At 64.0% G+C, this 15,418-nt stretch carries 17 protein-coding genes; all 17 read right to left on the reverse strand.

Translation table 11 applies throughout. The features are described from left to right. Nucleotides 1-340 precede the first annotated feature (340 nt). The gene (flhB, locus tag GEV38_RS19405; RefSeq protein ID WP_015271208.1) at nucleotides 341-1,483 is read right to left on the reverse strand and encodes a flagellar biosynthesis protein FlhB; all 1,143 of its coding nucleotides are present in this window, start codon (nucleotides 1,481-1,483) and stop codon (nucleotides 341-343) included. Nucleotides 1,484-1,485: 2 nt separating this feature from the next. Next, on the reverse strand, nucleotides 1,486-2,262 hold the full coding sequence (gene fliR, locus GEV38_RS19410; protein ID WP_015271209.1) for a flagellar biosynthetic protein FliR: 777 nt from the start codon (nucleotides 2,260-2,262) through the stop codon (nucleotides 1,486-1,488). Between the two features lie 7 nt (nucleotides 2,263-2,269). Beyond that, nucleotides 2,270-2,539: a flagellar biosynthesis protein FliQ gene (gene fliQ, locus GEV38_RS19415; protein WP_003257294.1), complete on the reverse strand. Its 270-nt coding sequence runs from the start codon at nucleotides 2,537-2,539 to the stop codon at nucleotides 2,270-2,272. Nucleotides 2,540-2,560: 21 nt separating this feature from the next. Beyond that, nucleotides 2,561-3,316: a flagellar type III secretion system pore protein FliP gene (gene fliP / locus GEV38_RS19420; protein WP_003257293.1), complete on the reverse strand. Its 756-nt coding sequence runs from the start codon at nucleotides 3,314-3,316 to the stop codon at nucleotides 2,561-2,563. After that, nucleotides 3,316-3,750 carry a flagellar biosynthetic protein FliO gene (gene fliO, locus GEV38_RS19425; protein WP_043936227.1) on the reverse strand — a complete coding sequence of 145 codons (435 nt, stop codon included), beginning with the start codon at nucleotides 3,748-3,750 and terminating at the stop codon, nucleotides 3,316-3,318. Before fliO ends, fliP begins: the two co-directional genes overlap by 1 nt. Nucleotides 3,751-3,762: 12 nt before the next feature. Then, nucleotides 3,763-4,233, reverse strand: coding sequence for a flagellar motor switch protein FliN (gene fliN, locus GEV38_RS19430; RefSeq protein WP_003257291.1), 471 nt, complete (start codon nucleotides 4,231-4,233; stop codon nucleotides 3,763-3,765). A 47-nt stretch (nucleotides 4,234-4,280) separates the two neighbouring features. Beyond that, entirely contained in the window at nucleotides 4,281-5,249 is a 969-nt protein-coding gene (gene fliM, locus GEV38_RS19435; protein ID WP_013973595.1) for a flagellar motor switch protein FliM, read from the reverse strand. A 9-nt stretch (nucleotides 5,250-5,258) separates the two neighbouring features. Beyond that, nucleotides 5,259-5,756 (reverse strand): flagellar basal body-associated protein FliL, encoded by a 498-nt coding sequence (fliL, locus tag GEV38_RS19440; protein WP_015271211.1) that lies wholly within the window; start codon nucleotides 5,754-5,756, stop codon nucleotides 5,259-5,261. Between the two features lie 186 nt (nucleotides 5,757-5,942). Next, nucleotides 5,943-7,205: a flagellar hook-length control protein FliK gene (locus GEV38_RS19445; RefSeq protein WP_054573883.1), complete on the reverse strand. Its 1,263-nt coding sequence runs from the start codon at nucleotides 7,203-7,205 to the stop codon at nucleotides 5,943-5,945. Between the two features lie 72 nt (nucleotides 7,206-7,277). Beyond that, nucleotides 7,278-7,625 (reverse strand): Hpt domain-containing protein, encoded by a 348-nt coding sequence (locus GEV38_RS19450; RefSeq protein WP_043935791.1) that lies wholly within the window; start codon nucleotides 7,623-7,625, stop codon nucleotides 7,278-7,280. Between the two features lie 48 nt (nucleotides 7,626-7,673). Further along, nucleotides 7,674-9,365, reverse strand: a complete 1,692-nt coding sequence (locus GEV38_RS19455) for a fused response regulator/phosphatase (RefSeq protein WP_054573882.1) — start codon at nucleotides 9,363-9,365, stop codon at nucleotides 7,674-7,676. A gap of 8 nt (nucleotides 9,366-9,373) precedes the next feature. Beyond that, nucleotides 9,374-9,679 (reverse strand): STAS domain-containing protein, encoded by a 306-nt coding sequence (locus GEV38_RS19460; RefSeq protein ID WP_015271215.1) that lies wholly within the window; start codon nucleotides 9,677-9,679, stop codon nucleotides 9,374-9,376. A gap of 244 nt (nucleotides 9,680-9,923) precedes the next feature. Next, a complete protein-coding gene (gene fliJ / locus GEV38_RS19465; RefSeq protein ID WP_015271216.1) occupies nucleotides 9,924-10,376 on the reverse strand; it encodes a flagellar export protein FliJ in 453 nt (150 codons plus the stop codon). A 6-nt stretch (nucleotides 10,377-10,382) separates the two neighbouring features. Beyond that, nucleotides 10,383-11,741, reverse strand: a complete 1,359-nt coding sequence (fliI, locus tag GEV38_RS19470; RefSeq protein WP_015271217.1) for a flagellar protein export ATPase FliI — start codon at nucleotides 11,739-11,741, stop codon at nucleotides 10,383-10,385. Continuing rightward, entirely contained in the window at nucleotides 11,731-12,525 is a 795-nt protein-coding gene (gene fliH, locus GEV38_RS19475) for a flagellar assembly protein FliH (protein WP_015271218.1), read from the reverse strand. The genes fliI and fliH overlap by 11 nt, the downstream gene beginning before the upstream one ends. Before the next feature lie 101 nt (nucleotides 12,526-12,626). Next, a complete protein-coding gene (gene fliG / locus GEV38_RS19480; RefSeq protein ID WP_003257289.1) occupies nucleotides 12,627-13,646 on the reverse strand; it encodes a flagellar motor switch protein FliG in 1,020 nt (339 codons plus the stop codon). Further along, nucleotides 13,639-15,417, reverse strand: coding sequence for a flagellar basal-body MS-ring/collar protein FliF (fliF, locus tag GEV38_RS19485; RefSeq protein ID WP_015271219.1), 1,779 nt, complete (start codon nucleotides 15,415-15,417; stop codon nucleotides 13,639-13,641). Before fliF ends, fliG begins: the two co-directional genes overlap by 8 nt. Nucleotide 15,418 lies beyond the last annotated feature (1 nt).

The raw sequence follows: 15,418 nt of genomic DNA on the forward strand, positions 1-15,418 counted from the left end.
CGCCCGCGCGGCGCTTCGCGGGTGTTCGCCTTGACGCTTTCTGCGCCTATGAAATCGAGCGCCGCCCGCGCGGCGCTTCGCGGGACAAGCCCGCTCCCACATTTGTTGCAACGTGGCCATGCCTGTGGGAGAGGTGTTGTCAGCCGGGGGGGGGGCAGGGCTTGAGATAGGTGATGCAGCAGCAATGCCAACTCAGAAATCCAGTCATCCCACCAAGGCAGGCAACCATGGCCTGACAGGTTTGGCTCGTTGCAACAAATGTGGGAGCGGGCTTGCCCCGCGAAGCGCCGCGTGGGCGGCGCTCGATCTCACAGGCGCCGAAAAACCACCGACAAACACATCAACTGTCGCGACGCAGGTCCGGCGGAATCGGCAGGTCGTCCTTCAGCGGCTCTGGCCGCTTGCCCTTGCCAGCCCTGTACTGGCGGATCTGGAACACATAGGCCAGCACCTGCGCCACCGCCAGGTAAAGCCCGGCAGGGATTTCCTGCTCGAGCTCGGTGGAGTAGTAGATCGCCCGCGCCAACGCCGGCGATTCGAGGATCTGGACCTTGTGCTCCACCCCAATCTCGCGAATCTTAAGGGCAATGAAATCCGTCCCCTTGGCCAGCAGCAACGGCGCTGCCCCGCCTTTCTCAGGGTCGTATTGCAAGGCCACCGCATAATGCGTCGGGTTGGTGATGATCACGTCGGCTTCGGGGACAGCCGCCATCATGCGCCGCTGCGAAGCCTCACGCTGAAGCTGGCGAATACGCTGCTTGACCTCGGGCTTGCCTTCGCTGTCCTTGTATTCGTCCTTGATTTCCTGCTTGGTCATCTTCAGCTTGTTGTGCGTCTGCCACAGCTGGAACGGCACGTCCGCCGCCGCAATCAACAGCAGCCCGGCCGACATCCACAACGCACTCCAGCCCACCACCTGCAGGCTATGGATGATCGCCTGCTCCAACGGCTCATTGGCGATCGCAAGCAGCGCCTGGCGGTCGTTGACCAGCACCACCACCGCCACGACCAGGATCACGAAAAACTTGGCGAGCGCCTTCAATAGCTCGGTCAAGGCGTTCATCGAGAACATGCGCTTGATCCCCGACAGGGGATTCATGCGGCTGAATTTCGGCTGCAGCAGGCTACCGGAAAACAGGAAACCGCCCAGGACTATCGGCGCGACGAAGGAAATCACGAACAACAGGATCAAGATCGGCTGCACCGCCCAGATGGCCATCTTGCCTGAGGCCAGCAGGAAGGCACCCATGGCGCGCTCATCGACGATGAAGTCGCGGGTCAGGCTGAAGTTCATGCGCATGATCGCCAGCAGTGTCTCGGCCAGGTGGCCGCCGAACGCCAGCAGGCCACCGGCGCCGGCCAAGGTCACCGCCACCGTGTTCAGCTCCTTGGAACGCGCGATCTCGCCTTTCTCGCGGGCATCGCGCTTGCGCTTGTCGGTGGGTTCTTCTGTCTTGTCCTGACCGCTTTCGCTTTCCGCCATGCTCAGCGCGCCCTTGCCAGATCACGCAGCCATTGCAGCGCTTCGCTGGCCAATGCCTGGTAATGGGAAAGTATGTCGGCCAGGCCGACCCAGAAAATGAACATGCCCATGACCAGGGTCAGCGGAAAACCGATGGAGAAAATGTTCAACTGCGGCGCGGCACGCGTCATTACGCCAAAAGCGATGTTCACCACCAGCAGCGCGGCGATAGCCGGCAGGATCAGCAGCAGGCCGGCACCGAACACCCAACCCAGGCGCCCCGCCAGCTCCCAGAACTGATTGACCACCAGCGCGTTGCCTACCGGCAAGGTGGTGAAGCTTTCGGTCAGTACCTCGAACGCCACCAGATGGCCGTTCATCAGCAGGAACAGCACACTCACCAGCATGGTCATGAACTGGCTGATCACCGCGACGTTGACGCCGTTGGCCGGGTCGACCATCGATGCGAAGGCCATGCCCATCTGCACCGCGACGATCTGGCCTGCGATCACGAAAGCCTGGAACAGCAACTGCAACGACAACCCGAACAACGCCCCGACGATGACCTGCTCGGCACACAGCAGCAGGCCGCGCAGGCTCAACGGGTCGAACTCGGGCAAGGGCGGCAGGGCCGGGACGATCACCACCGTGATGGCCACTGCCACGTACAGGCGCACCCGCGCCGGCAGCATACGGGTGCCGAAGATCGGCATGGTCATCAGCACCGCCGTCACCCGGAACAACGGCAGGATGAAGGTCGCGACCCAGGTGCCGATCTGCGTGTCGGTCAGCTCCAGCATCGGCGCGTCAACCGATCAGCTGAGGAATGTTGGTATAGAGACTGGTGAAGTACTCCATGAACTTCTGCACCAGCCACGGCCCGGCGATGATCAGCGTGACCAGCATTACAAGCAGGCGCGGCAGAAAACTCAAGGTCTGTTCGTTGATCTGGGTGGCGGCCTGGAACATGGCCACCACCAGGCCTACCAGCAGGCTGGGCACCACCAGTATGGCGACCATCAGGGTGGTCAGCCACAAGGCATCACGGAACAGGTCGACAGCGACTTCAGGTGTCATCGGCGGCTCTCCTTGACGGCGTCAGACGCCGCCGAAACTGCTGGCCAGGGTACCCATGATCAGCGCCCAGCCATCGACCAGCACGAACAGCATGATCTTGAACGGCAGCGAGATGATCAGCGGCGACAGCATCATCATACCCATGGCCATCAGCACGCTGGCTACCACCATGTCGATGATCAGGAACGGGATGAAGATCATGAAACCGATCTGGAACGCGGTCTTCAGCTCGGATGTCACGAACGCCGGCACCAGGATCGTCAGCGGCACCTGGTCCGGGCCGGCGATGTCGGTACGCTTGGACAGGCGCATGAACAGGTCGAGGTCGCTTTGCCGGGTTTGTGCCAGCATGAAGTCCTTGAGCGGCCCTTGGGCCTTGTCGATGGCCTGCTGGGCGGTCATCTGCTCCTTCAGGTACGGCTGCAGGGCGTCCTGGTTCACCCGGTCGAACACCGGCGCCATGATGAACATGGTCAGGAACAGCGCCATGCCGGTCAGCAGCTGGTTCGACGGCGTCTGCTGCAGGCCCAGGGCCTGACGCAGGATCGAGAACACGATGATGATGCGGGTGAAGCTGGTCATCAGGATGACGAACGCCGGGATGAAGCTGAGCGCTGTCATGATCAGCAGGATCTGCAGGCTGACCGAATACTCCTGCTGCCCGTCCGCGGTATTGGACAGGGTAATGGCCGGGATCGACAGCGGGTCGGCACCCAGGGCCAGCGGCGCAGCCAGCAGCAGCGCCAGAGTCAACAACACACGCAGCGCGCCACTCATCACTTCTTGTCCTTAGGGTCCTTGCCCATCAGCTCCATCAGCCGCTGGGCAAACTCCGGCGTCGCCTGGCGGGCGTTTTCAGGCACTTCCACGGGTTCGGCCAGCACATGCAGGGCCTCGATGCTGCCAGGGGTATGGCCAATCAGGATCTGCTCCTTGCCCACTTGCACCAGCAGCAGCCGATCACGCGGGCCGATGGCCCGGCTGCCGACGATCTCGATCACCTGCCCGCCCTTTACCGCCGTGCTTTGCATGCGCCGCAGCAACCAGGCCAGGAAGAAGATCAGGCCGACCACCAGCAGCAGGCCGAAGACCATCTGCGCCAGCTGCCCACCGAGGCTGCCAGGCGCGGTTGCCGGGGTTGCCGCCGGCGTGGCCGCTGCCAGGCAAGCCTGGCTGGCGAGCAGCGCGGCAGCCGCCGCGATGGCGCGCATCGTGCCCTTCACTCAGCGCAGCTTCTTGATACGTTCGCTGGGGCTGATCACGTCGGTCAGGCGGATGCCGAACTTCTCGTTGACCACCACCACCTCGCCATGGGCGATCAGCGTGCCGTTGACCAGCACGTCAAGCGGTTCGCCGGCCAGGCGGTCGAGCTCGATCACCGAGCCCTGGTTGAGCTGCAGCAGGTTGCGGATGTTGATCTCGGTGCTGCCCACTTCCATGGAAATGTTCACCGGGATATCCAGGATCACGTCCAGGTTAGGGCCTTCGAGGCTGACGTTTTCGTTCGGCTTCGGCGAGCTGGCGAACTCCTCCATCGGCAGGCGGCCCGCGCCGCCGGTGCTGCTTCCGGTGTCACCACCCAGCAGTGCATCGATATCGGCCTGGCCGGCTGCACCGGTTTCTTCCAGTGCCGCAGCCCATTCATCGGCCAGTGCCTGGTCCTCTGCGGAGGTGATCTCGTTTTCGTTAGCCATGGTTTCCTCGACAGGCATTCAATTCGTTATGTGCGACCGGCACGCCGTCAGCGGCGTTCGATCGGGTCGATGATCTGCAGCGCCAGGTTGCCCTTGTGCGAACCCAGGCGCGCCTTGAACGACGGCACGCCGTTGGCACGCAGCACCAGGTGCTCGGGCAGCTCCACCGGGATCACGTCGCCAGGCTGCATATGCAGGATGTCGCGCAGCTTCAGCTGGCGCCGGGCTACGGTGGCGGTCAGCGGCACGGCCACGTCCAGCACGTCCTCGCGCAGGGCCTTGACCCAGCGCTCGTCCTGGTCGTCCAGGTCGGACTGGAAACCGGCGTCGAGCATTTCTCGCACCGGCTCGATCATCGAGTACGGCATGGTCACGTGCAGGTCGCCGCCACCGCCGTCCAGCTCGATGTGGAAGGTGGACACCACCACCGCCTCGCTGGGGCCGACGATGTTGGCCATGGCCGGGTTGACCTCGGAGTTCATGTACTCGAAGGTGACCGGCATGATTGCCTGCCAGGCTTCCTTGAGGTCGACGAAGCACTGGTCCAGCACCATGCGCACCACGCGCAATTCAGTGGGGGTGAACTCGCGGCCTTCGATCTTGGCATGGCGGCCATCGCCGCCGAAGAAGTTGTCCACCAGCTTGAACACCAGCTTGGCATCGAGGATGAACAGCGAAGTGCCGCGCAGCGGCTTGATCTTGACCAGGTTGAGGCTGGTCGGCACGTACAGCGAGTGCACGTATTCACCGAACTTCATCACCTGCACGCCACCCACCGCCACGTCGGCGGAGCGGCGCAGCAGGTTGAACATGCTGATACGGGTGTAACGGGCGAAGCGCTCGTTGATCATTTCCAGGGTCGGCATGCGACCCCGCACGATACGGTCCTGACTGGTCAGGTCGTAGCTTTTGATGCTGCCAGGCTCGGATGCACTCTCGGTCTGCACCAGCCCGTCGTCGACGCCATGCAACAGGGCATCGATTTCATCCTGGGACAGCAGGTCCTGTACGGCCATTGCGGACTCCTACTGCAATACGAAATTGGTGAACAGCAACTGGTCGACGACCGGCTTGCCGACTTCCTTCTGCGCCACTTCCTGGACCACTGCAGTGGCCTTCTGGCGCAGCATTTCCTGTCCCACCGGGCTACCGGCCAGGGTGTCGAAGCCTTGCCCGGAGAACATCATCACCAGGTTGTTGCGGATGACCGGCATGTGCACCTTGAGCGCATCCAGGTCGGCCTGGTTGCGCGCTTGCAGGGTGATGCTCACCTGCATGTAGCGCTGGCGACCGTTCTGGTTGAAGTTGACCACGAAGGCCGGGGCCAATGCTTCGTAGATGGCCGCTGGCTTGACGTTGCTGGCTGCAGGGTCGGCGGCTGGGGCTGGCTCGCTCTTGTGCATGATGAACCAGGTAGCGCCCACCGAAAGGCCGATCGCCAGCAACAGGCCCACTACTGCCAGCAGGATCAGCTTGAGTTTGCCTTTAGTGGCGGGGTCTTTGACTGCTTCGCTCTTCGCCATGCCAATAATCCGTCGTCCATCGGGGGTTCAAGGGAGGATGGCTTGGCTTGAGCAAGTGTTATGCCAGAATGGAACTGGAATGCCTGAACCGACCTCTTCGCAGCACAAGGCTGCTCCTACAGGGAACGCATTCCTTTGTAGGAGCAGCCTTGTGCTGCGAAGAGGCCGGTTCGGAAAAAAGAAATATCAGGCGTAATAATCGACCGCACTGTCGCCAACAACCACCTGCTGCTCCACAGGCCGGGCGCTATCGACTGCCTCTGCCCCGCCCTGCTCGGCCCGGCGCGCCGCCACCCCGGACAGGTTGCTGCCCTGCGCCTGCCCCTGCTGCTGTTGCTGCTGCCCGCGCGACTGGTCGGCCACGTTGACATCCGGCTGTGCCAGCCCCTGCTGGGCGAACAGCTCGCGCAGCCGGTGCACCTGGCTGTCGAGGGCGTCACGCACGCCGGCGTGGCCGCTGATGAAGGTGACCTGGGTCGACTGGTCCGTCGCAACATTGACGCGAATGTCCAGACGGCCCAGTTCCGCTGGCTCCAGCTGGATATCCGCCGACTTGAGGTTCTGGCTGGACAGGTACATGACCCGGTTGACCAGGCCCTCGGCCCAAGCGTTCTGGTTCATCGGCAGCGGTTGGTGCAACGGGCTGGCGTTGGCCGGCACGGCATTGGCGGTCTTGGCCGTCGCGGCCTGGGTCAGGCTGGCCAGGCGGTTGGCGAAATCGTCGATGCGCGTATCGCTGCCAGCGCCCTTGGTGTCCTTCAGGCCATCTTCGAGCAAGGCAGCAAAGGCCTTGTCGCCAGGCTCGCCCGTTTCACCCTCGGCATTCTCGACCAGATTCGCCAAGGTATTGACGGCGGCCTGCCCCTCCTCGCCCTGAGCCTGCGAAGGATCCAGGGCATGTGCCGAGGTCGCCCCCTTGGCCTGGGCACTTTGCTCCAGCGCCAGGCGCAAGGTCGGCAGGTTGGCCAGAGGGTCGGCGTCGGGATCGAAGGCTTCCTCGGCGGCCGGCTCCTCGGGCAGCTCGGCGGTGACCTGCGCCGCGGCGGCCTGCAACACCGGCGCCACCGCCTCGGCCTGCGCCTGGATCAGCTGAGCGCCAGGCTGGGCGTCGGTTACCTGGCCGGCCACCAGGCTGGCATCGCGCAAGCCGGTGTCGGCCTGGGCCTGGTCGTCGGCTGGCAATTGTTTGCCGTCATCGGCAACCGCGGGTTTGTCGGCAGCGCCTTTCTTGCCGCCCTGTGCCGCTTCAAGCTTGTCCTTGGGCTTGGCCTGAGCGACCTTGTCGTCCTGCCCTGCGGCCTTGTCGCGGCCCTGCCGGGCCATCACCTGGCCAAAACCGTCGCCCTTGTCGCCCGGCGCCTGCAGCGGCTTGTCGGCCTGTGCGGCGGCAGGACGCGAGGTGTTGGCAATGGCGTTGCCTTGCAACAATGGGTTGGGTGCGACAGGCATCGAGCGGTCTCCGCGCCAGAAACAAAAAAATCATCCAGCCAGAGACAGGCAAGACTCGCGCCAAGTCGTGTATCAACCCGCCGAAATGCGTTGCTGCTCACCTCGGTAGAAGCGCTGCACCTCGACGAACTCCAGGTCGATGCGGTTGATCAGGTCCTCGATGCCATACAGCGGAGGCCGCCGCGCGCGCTCCTCCAGTTGCTGACACAGGCTGGCCAATGCAATCGCGCCCATGTTGCTGCTGCTGCCCTTGAAACTGTGGGCCGCAGAACCGAGCTCTTCGGCACTTTTGGCCGCATGCAGCTGGCCCAGGCGCCGTTCGGAGTCGTCAAGAAAGGTTTGCACCAACTGCAGGTAGCCATCTTCCATGACCTCACGCAGGTCGCTGAGTACCTTATGGTCAATATGCATGTCAGTCACTTGTTCACTCCTTGATCAAGCCAGATTATGCCCGAGCCAACCCGTGGCTCACCAGACGAACTCCACATGCGCGCAACGCCCGCCCTCACTCCAGCAAGCGCTGCTGGCCAGCCGCCTTACCAAATTCAGGCCACGCCCACTCAGCCCCTGCTCCAGCGTGGGCCGCGACAGCACGCGCTGCACATCGAACCCGGCACCACTGTCACGGACCTCGATCATCAGACGCCCGCCGTCGGCATGCGGTTCAACCTTGAAATCGATGCGCACGTAACCGTCGGTCAGCACCCCAAGGCGCCGGGCGCGTTCCTGATAATAGTCGGCAAAGCCTTGTCCATCGCGCTTGAGCTGTGAGTCCAGACCCAGCACGCCATGCTCCAGGGCGTTTGAATACAGCTCGCTGAGCACACTGTGCAGGTTGCCGGTGCGCGCACGCAGGCCATGAATCTCTTGCAACAACTGCACCAGATACGGCACCGGGTTGAAGCGCTTGAGGCTCTCGCCCCGCACTTCGAACCCCAGCGACCAGTCCAGCGGGCTGGAACGACCGCTATCAGAGTAGATCATCGGCGCCGGCACCCGCTCCTCGGCACTGAACATACGAATGTCGCACAGACTGATGTCATCGCGCGGGCGCCCGCCAAAGCGCTCCAGAGCCTGCATCACTTCGTCGAACAGCCGCGCCGGGTCACGGTTGTCGGCCAGCACCCTGTGCAGGCGCTGCACACCGAACAGGCGCTCCTGGTCGTCGGCCGTGTCGAGCACGCCGTCCGACAGCAGCAGCAGGCGTTCACCCGGCGCCATCGGCAACACTTCGGTACTGTCATCGAAACGCTCGGCGCTCAGGATGCCCAGCGGCAGGTGCCGCGAACCCAGCGCCGACAGCACCTGGCCATCTACTGCCAGGCGATAGCCATCAGGCATGCCGCCATTCCACACCTCCACCGAACCGCGCTGCATGCTCAGGTTGAGCAGCAGCGCACAACAGAACATGTCCACCGGCAGGATGCGCTTGAGCTTGGCGTTCATCTCGCGCAGGACCTGCGCCATGCTGTAGCCCTTGGCAGTCATGCCGTAGAACACTTCAGCCAGCGGCATCGCCCCTACCGCCGCTGGCAGGCCGTGGCCGGTAAAATCGCCGAGAAGCACTCGCATGTCGCCGGACGGAGTGAACGCGGCCAGCATCAGGTCGCCATTGAACAGCGCATACGGCGATTGCAGGTAGCGGATGTTGGGCGCGGCAAGGCAGCCGGAATGGGCCACCTTGTCGAACACCGCCTTGGCAACCCGCTGCTCGTTGAGCAGGTGGTGGTGGTGCCGGGCAATCTGGTCACGCTGCTCCATCACGGTGGCCTGCAGCCGGCGCAGGCGGTCCATGGCGCGGATCTTGGCGCCGAGAATCACCGCACTGTAGGGCTTGGCCATGAAGTCGTCGCCCCCTGCCTCCAGGCAGCGCACCAGGCCTTCCTCCTCGTTCAATGAAGTCAGGAAAATGATCGGCACCAGCGCTTCGCCGGCCAGGGCCTTGATCTGCCGCGCCGCCTCGAAGCCGTCCATCACCGGCATCAGCGCATCCAGCAGCACCAGTTGCGGGCGCCGCTCGACGAACAACGCCACCGCCTGCTCGCCGTTTTCCGCGGTAAGTACCTGATGACCTTGACGGCGCACGATCTGCGCCAGCAGCAGGAGGTCGGCGGCACCGTCTTCAGCCACCAGCACGGTCAACGCCTGTTCGGCCGGCATGTCGGCGCTCAACTGATATCGAAGAGCTTTTCGAAATTGGAGATGGCGAGGATCTTGCGCACGTCGGAGCTGGCATGCACCACACGCACATCCGACTCATCGCCGCCCGCATGGTCACGTAGCAACAGCAGCATGCCGAGCGCGGAACTGTCGAGGTAGGTAGTGTCCTTCAGGTCGACGACCACCGAATCTGGCCGGTTGGGCTGGCGTTCGTAGGCGTCGCGAAATTCCTGGTGCTTGCCGAAATCGAAGCGCCCCTTGATCTTTATTGTCAGCTTTTTCCCGTCCTGCGAAAAATCCGTCTCGACTGCCATGCTAGCGATTCCTTCGATGATGGCGGATGCAACTCTTTAAAGGTTTAGCAGGCGATGCCGGGGGTGGCAAGCATGCCATTCCCATATGCGGTGCACCCAGTGTAGGAGCGGCCTTGTGTCGCGAAAGGGCCGCAGAGCGGCCCCGGCGATATTTGCTGCGAAGCTGAAATCCTGGGGCCGCTGCGCGCCCCTTTCGCGACACAAGGCCGCTCCTACAGGGTACCGCGCAAGCCCAATGGGCAGCTTAAAGGTGATTCTGCCGCGGCAGGCGTTGTGACAGCTCGTCAAGCAAGCGCTGCTCGCGCTTGTCTTCGGCCCGCCGGGCTTCCTCCAGATAGCGCTGTACCAGCTTGCGCAGGCCTTCCACCCGGGCATAGGCCTGCTGCCAGGTGCCTCGGGCGTTGTTGAGGTTGTTCTGGTGCCAGACCAGGCTCTGGCGCTGCTGGGTCATGGCCGTTTCCAGCTGCCCGAGGAAGCGCTGGTAATTGACCAGCCAGCTACCGTTTACCCCCTGCCCGCCGCGGTTGATCCACTGCAACTGGTAATCCTCGCGAAACCGCTCGAGCTCGGCAAGCTTGGCCTGGGCCGCGGCCACCTGCTGCTGGAACTGCCCAAGGCGCTGGGCCGCCTGGCGCTCGGCCTCTTCGGCCATGTCCACCACCGGCGCCAGGCGCGCGGCACGTCCGGGCAGCGCCATGGCCTATCAACCGCCCGCCGGGGGCGCAAAGATCGCCCCCAACTGTTCGCGGCTTTGCGCCATGCCCACGCTCTCGCGCAGGCCCTGGCGCAAAAACTCCACCAGCTTCGACTGCAGGGCAATGGCCAGATCGGTTTCCGGGTCGCCACCCGCCACGTAGGCCCCCACACTGATCAGGTCACGGCTTTGCGACAGGCGCGACCACAGCTGCTTGAACTTTTGCGCCTGGCGCAAATGGTCGGCATCGACCACCTGAGGCATGACCCGACTGATCGAGGCTTCGATGTCGATAGCCGGGTAATGGCCTTCCTCGGCCAACCGCCGCGACAGCACGAAGTGGCCATCGAGCACACCACGCGCCGCGTCGGCAATCGGGTCCTGCTGGTCGTCGCCCTCGGACAACACGGTATAGAACGCGGTGATCGAACCACCACCTGGCTCGCCGTTGCCGGCCCGCTCCACCAGCTTGGGCAGCTTGGCGAACACCGACGGCGGGTAACCCCGGGTGGCCGGCGGCTCGCCGATGGCCAGGGCGATTTCACGCTGGGCCTGGGCGAAACGGGTCAGCGAGTCCATCAGCAACAGCACGTTCTTGCCCTTGTCGCGGAAGTACTCAGCAATACGTGTGCAGTACATGGCGGCGCGCAGACGCATCAGCGGCGCATCGTCGGCGGGCGAAGCGACCACCACCGAGCGCTTGAGGCCTTCCTCACCCAGGATATGCTCGATGAATTCCTTGACCTCGCGACCCCGCTCGCCGATCAGGCCGACGACGATGATTTCGGCTTCGGTGAAGCGGGTCATCATGCCCAGCAACACCGACTTGCCCACACCGGTACCGGCGAACAGGCCCAAGCGCTGGCCGCGACCGACCGTGAGCAGGCCATTGATGCTGCGAATGCCCACGTCCAGCGGCTTGCTGATGGGGTCGCGGTTCAACGGGTTGATCACCGGGCCGTCCATCGGCACCCAGTCCTCGGCCTTCATCCCGCCCTTGCCATCCAGCGCGCGACCGGCGCCGTCGAGCACCCTGCCGAGCATGCTCATGCCCATGGGCAGGCGGCCGCTGTCATCCAGCGGCACCACCCGCGCGCCGGGGGCGATGCCGACAATGCTGCCGACCGGCATGAGGAATACCTTGGGCCCGGCAAAGCCCATGACTTCGGCCTCCACCTGCACCGGGTGGTAGCTGTCGTCGTTGATTACCAGGCAGCGGCTGCCGACTGCAGCGCGCAGGCCTTCGGCTTCCAGGGTGAGGCCAACCATGCGCAGCAGGCGGCCTTCGACGATGGGCTGGGCCGGCAGTTCGATGGCCTCGGCATAACTGCCCAGGCGTTTGCCGAAGCTGGTGCGTTCAAGATGCATCCGGGCTACCCACGGCACGCTCTGGCAGGCTGTCCAGGTCTACCGACATGTCCGGCGCTGCCGGGTGCAGCGAATGGTCGTGCAACTGATCGAACAGTTGCGCCACGGCTTTCTCGATGCGGGTTTCCATGGTCGCGTCGATGCGGCTGTGCGCGGTCTCGATACGGCAGCCGCCCGGCAGCAGCGCGCTGTCTTCTAGCAGCCGCCAGCTTTCCTCATGGCGCTCGCGCAGGGCCTTGGCCAGCTCGAAATCCTGCGGGTTGAGATGGATGCGGATATTGTCAGCGCCCATGGGCAGCAGCTTGAGCGCTTCGCGCAGTACCTGGGTGATCTGGCTGGAATCACTCCGCAGTTCGCGACCGATTACCTGGCGGGTCATGTGAGCGACCAGGTGGACCAGTGCCTTCTCGATCTGCGTGTCCTGCTCGGCGATCGGTTCCATCAGGTTGGTCATCAGCCGGTCGAGGCTTTCCAGCTTGGTCTTCAGGGCCTCTTCGGCTTCCTGGCGGACCTTGAGCTGGGTGCTATGGAAGCCCTCGCGCTCACCGGTGGCAAAGCCTTCGTTGTAGGCTTCCTGGCGGATGGCCTCGAGTTCTTCCAGGGTCAGCGGCTGGACTTCTTCCAGCGGCACTTCCTCGACTTCTTCCTCGACTACCTCGGGTTCCGGCTCCGGTTCGGGCTCAGGCTCGGGTTCCGGGTCGAAGCTGGGCAGCGCCCATACGTCCACGCCCTCGAGGTCGCGGGCGCGGATCAGGTCGCTGGGGTGATGTTCTTTGGTGGGCATGCTGTCATGTTCTCAAACCATGTTCAGCCGACACGGTCCTTATGGAAGCGGGTTTACCCGCTCCCACAAGGGGCGGCGTCGGCCTTCAGATCGCGAATACCTCAGATCATTTCCTCGGCGCCCTTGCCGCCGAGCACGATCTCGCCGGCCTCGGCCATGCGGCGGGCGATGGTGAGGATTTCCTTCTGCGCCGTTTCCACATCGCTGACCCGTACCGGCCCCTTGGCCTCCAGGTCGTCGCGCAACAGCTCCGAGGCACGTTTGGACATGTTCTTGAAGATCTTGTCCTTGACCCGCTCGTCGGCGCCCTTGAGCGACACCACCAGCACATCGGACGAGACTTCGCGCAGCAGTGCCTGGATGCCACGGTCGTCGACATCGGCCAGGTTGTTGAAGACGAACATCAGGTCTTCGATCTGCTCCGACAGGTCGCTGTCGATTTCGCGGATCGCGTCCATCAGTGCACCTTCCACCGAGCTGTCGAGGAAGTTCATGATGTCGGCGGCGCGCTTGATGCCACCCAAGGTGGTACGCGCCGCGTTGGAGTTGCCCGAGAACTGCTTCTCGAGGATCTGGTTCAGCTCCTTCAGCGCCGCCGGCTGCACGGTGTTCAGCGACGACACGCGCAGGACGATGTCCAGGCGCACCTTATGGTCGAAGTTGCTCAGCACTTCGCCAGCCTGGTCGGGGTCGAGGTAGGCAACCACGATGGCCTGGATCTGCGGGTGCTCGTAGCGGATCACGTCGGCAACGGCGCGCGGCTCCATCCACTTCAGGCTGTCCAGGCCGCTGGTGTTGCCACCGAGCAGGATGCGGTCGACCAGGCCGTTGGCCTTGTCCTCGCCCAGGGCCTGATTGAGCATCTTGCGGATATAGGCATCGGAGCCCACGCCCAGGCTGGTCTGGTCGCCGACGATTTCGACGAACTCGCTCATCACCTGTTCGACCTGTTCACGGTGCACATTGCCCATCTGCGCCATGGCCACACCCACACGCTGCACTTCCTTGGGCCCCATGTGCCGCAGCACCTGGGCGGCATCGGTCTCGCCCAGCGAAAGCAGGAGGATCGCCGCCTTGTCGACGCGGCTCAGCTTGGCGGTAACGGCTCGGTTATCACTCATCGGCGTTGATCCACTCTTTCACGACCTGGGCAACGCGGCCCGGGTCTTCGGCCACCAGGCCTTTGATTGCGTTGAGCTGTGCCTCGTAACCCTCGTTCGGGCTAGGCAGCAGAATGCTTGTCGGGCCACCCAGAGTGACGCGGTCGTTGGCCAGTTCGCCATCCAGACCCATCATGCCGCCCAGCTCCATGTCGCTATCCGAGGCAGCCTGCTTGCCGCCCCCTGTAATGTTGTTCAGCACCGGGCGCAGCACACCGAACACCAGCACCAGGATGAACACCACGCCCAGCACTTGCTTGACGATGTCCCAGAACCACGGCTGCTGGTAGAAGGCGATATCGGCGATCTCTTCGCCACGGTCGGCGGCGAACGGCACGTTGATCACCGTCACACTGTCGCCACGGCTGGCATCGAAGCCGACCGCGTCCTGTACCAGGCGAGTGAAGCGTGCCAGGTCCTCGGCGCCCCATGGCGCACGGGTGGCGTCGCCGGTGGCCGGGTCGATCTTGACCTGGTCGTCCACCACCACCGCCACCGACAGGCGGGTCATGCGCCCCTGCTGCTGGCGGGTGTGGCTGATGGAGCGGTCCAGCTCGAAGTTCTTGGTACTTTGCTGGCGCTTGTCCGACGGGTACGGCGCGAGCATCGGCTGGCCGGTGGCCGGGTCCATGATCTGCTGGCCGTTGGCATCCACCAGCGGCTGGCCAGGCTGGATGGCCGCGGCCGGGGTAGCGGCACCACCGGTGGTCTGCGGTGCCGAGGCCGGGCCTGGCGGCTGGTTGCTCAGTGCGCCGGGGACACCTTGCGGCCCCTGGCTGCTGGCACGCTGTTCGTCGACCGACTGCTCGCTGCGCAGTGCCGGCTGGTCGGGGTTGAACTGCTCGGAGGTGGACTCGACCGCACTGAAGTCGAGGTCGGCAGACACTTCGGCCTTGTAGCGGTCATTGCCCAGCACCGGCTGCAGGATGTTGTGTACCCGCTGGGTGAGCATGCTTTCTACCCGGCGGCTGTAGTCGAACTGCTTGCCTGCCTGGGTCAGGGCGGTGTCCTGGATCTGCTCGGACAGCAGGTTGCCCTTCTGATCGACCACGGTGACCTGGGACTTGTCCAGTTCCGGCACGCTGGTGGCGACCAGGTTGACGATGGCCATCACCTGCCCGGCTTCCAGGGCACGGCCCGGGTACAACTCGACCAGTACCGAGGCGCTGGGCTTGCGTTCGTCACGCACGAACACCGAGCTTTTCGGGATGGCCAGGTGCACGCGCGCGCCCTTGACGTTGTTCAGGCTGGACACGGTACGCGCCAGCTCGCCTTCCAGGCTGCGACGGTAACGGGTGGCTTCCATGAACTGGCTGGTGCCCAGGCCCTGCTCCTTGTCGAGCAATTCGAAACCGACGTTGCCATCGCTTGGCGCCACGCCGGCGGCCGCCAGTTTCAGGCGCGCACGGGAGAGGTCGTCGGCCTTGACCAGCAGAGCCCCGGAGTTGGGCTCGACGTTGTAGGGGATGTCGGCAGCGGCCAGGGTATCCATGACCTGCTTGGTGTCCATGCCCGCCAGGCTGCCGTACAGCGGACGGTAATCAGGTTGTTGCGACCACAGTACCACGGCAAAGCCGATCGCCACGCTGGCGGCCAGGCCGACCAGAAGGCCGATCTGACGCAGCATGGGCATCTGCGCGATATTTTCCAGAAACGCCATGCCGAACAGCGGCGGCTTGGCCGCGGGCGGGCCGCTCTTGGCAGGGGCGTTGTCGACGACTGCTTCAGCCATG

The sequence above is a fragment of the Pseudomonas sp. 13159349 genome (assembly GCF_013305685.1).
Classification (GTDB): Bacteria; Pseudomonadota; Gammaproteobacteria; order Pseudomonadales; family Pseudomonadaceae; genus Aquipseudomonas; species Aquipseudomonas asiatica.

Bases quoted from the DNA above. Each gene is read 5' to 3' on its own strand.
- flhB (WP_015271208.1), bottom strand. From the start codon at position 1,483: ATGGCGGAAAGCGAAAGCGGTCAGGACAAGACAGAAGAACCCACCGAC.
- fliR (WP_015271209.1), bottom strand. From the start codon at position 2,262: ATGCTGGAGCTGACCGACACGCAGATCGGCACCTGGGTCGCGACCTTC.
- fliQ (WP_003257294.1), bottom strand. From the start codon at position 2,539: ATGACACCTGAAGTCGCTGTCGACCTGTTCCGTGATGCCTTGTGGCTG.
- fliP (WP_003257293.1), bottom strand. From the start codon at position 3,316: ATGAGTGGCGCGCTGCGTGTGTTGTTGACTCTGGCGCTGCTGCTGGCT.
- fliO (WP_043936227.1), bottom strand. From the start codon at position 3,750: ATGCGCGCCATCGCGGCGGCTGCCGCGCTGCTCGCCAGCCAGGCTTGC.
- fliN (WP_003257291.1), bottom strand. From the start codon at position 4,233: ATGGCTAACGAAAACGAGATCACCTCCGCAGAGGACCAGGCACTGGCC.
- fliM (WP_013973595.1), bottom strand. From the start codon at position 5,249: ATGGCCGTACAGGACCTGCTGTCCCAGGATGAAATCGATGCCCTGTTG.
- fliL (WP_015271211.1), bottom strand. From the start codon at position 5,756: ATGGCGAAGAGCGAAGCAGTCAAAGACCCCGCCACTAAAGGCAAACTC.
- GEV38_RS19445 (WP_054573883.1), bottom strand. From the start codon at position 7,205: ATGCCTGTCGCACCCAACCCATTGTTGCAAGGCAACGCCATTGCCAAC.
- GEV38_RS19455 (WP_054573882.1), bottom strand. From the start codon at position 9,365: ATGCCGGCCGAACAGGCGTTGACCGTGCTGGTGGCTGAAGACGGTGCC.
- GEV38_RS19460 (WP_015271215.1), bottom strand. From the start codon at position 9,679: ATGGCAGTCGAGACGGATTTTTCGCAGGACGGGAAAAAGCTGACAATA.
- fliJ (WP_015271216.1), bottom strand. From the start codon at position 10,376: ATGGCGCTGCCCGGACGTGCCGCGCGCCTGGCGCCGGTGGTGGACATG.
- fliI (WP_015271217.1), bottom strand. From the start codon at position 11,741: ATGCATCTTGAACGCACCAGCTTCGGCAAACGCCTGGGCAGTTATGCC.
- fliH (WP_015271218.1), bottom strand. From the start codon at position 12,525: ATGCCCACCAAAGAACATCACCCCAGCGACCTGATCCGCGCCCGCGAC.
- fliG (WP_003257289.1), bottom strand. From the start codon at position 13,646: ATGAGTGATAACCGAGCCGTTACCGCCAAGCTGAGCCGCGTCGACAAG.
- fliF (WP_015271219.1), bottom strand. From the start codon at position 15,417: ATGGCTGAAGCAGTCGTCGACAACGCCCCTGCCAAGAGCGGCCCGCCC.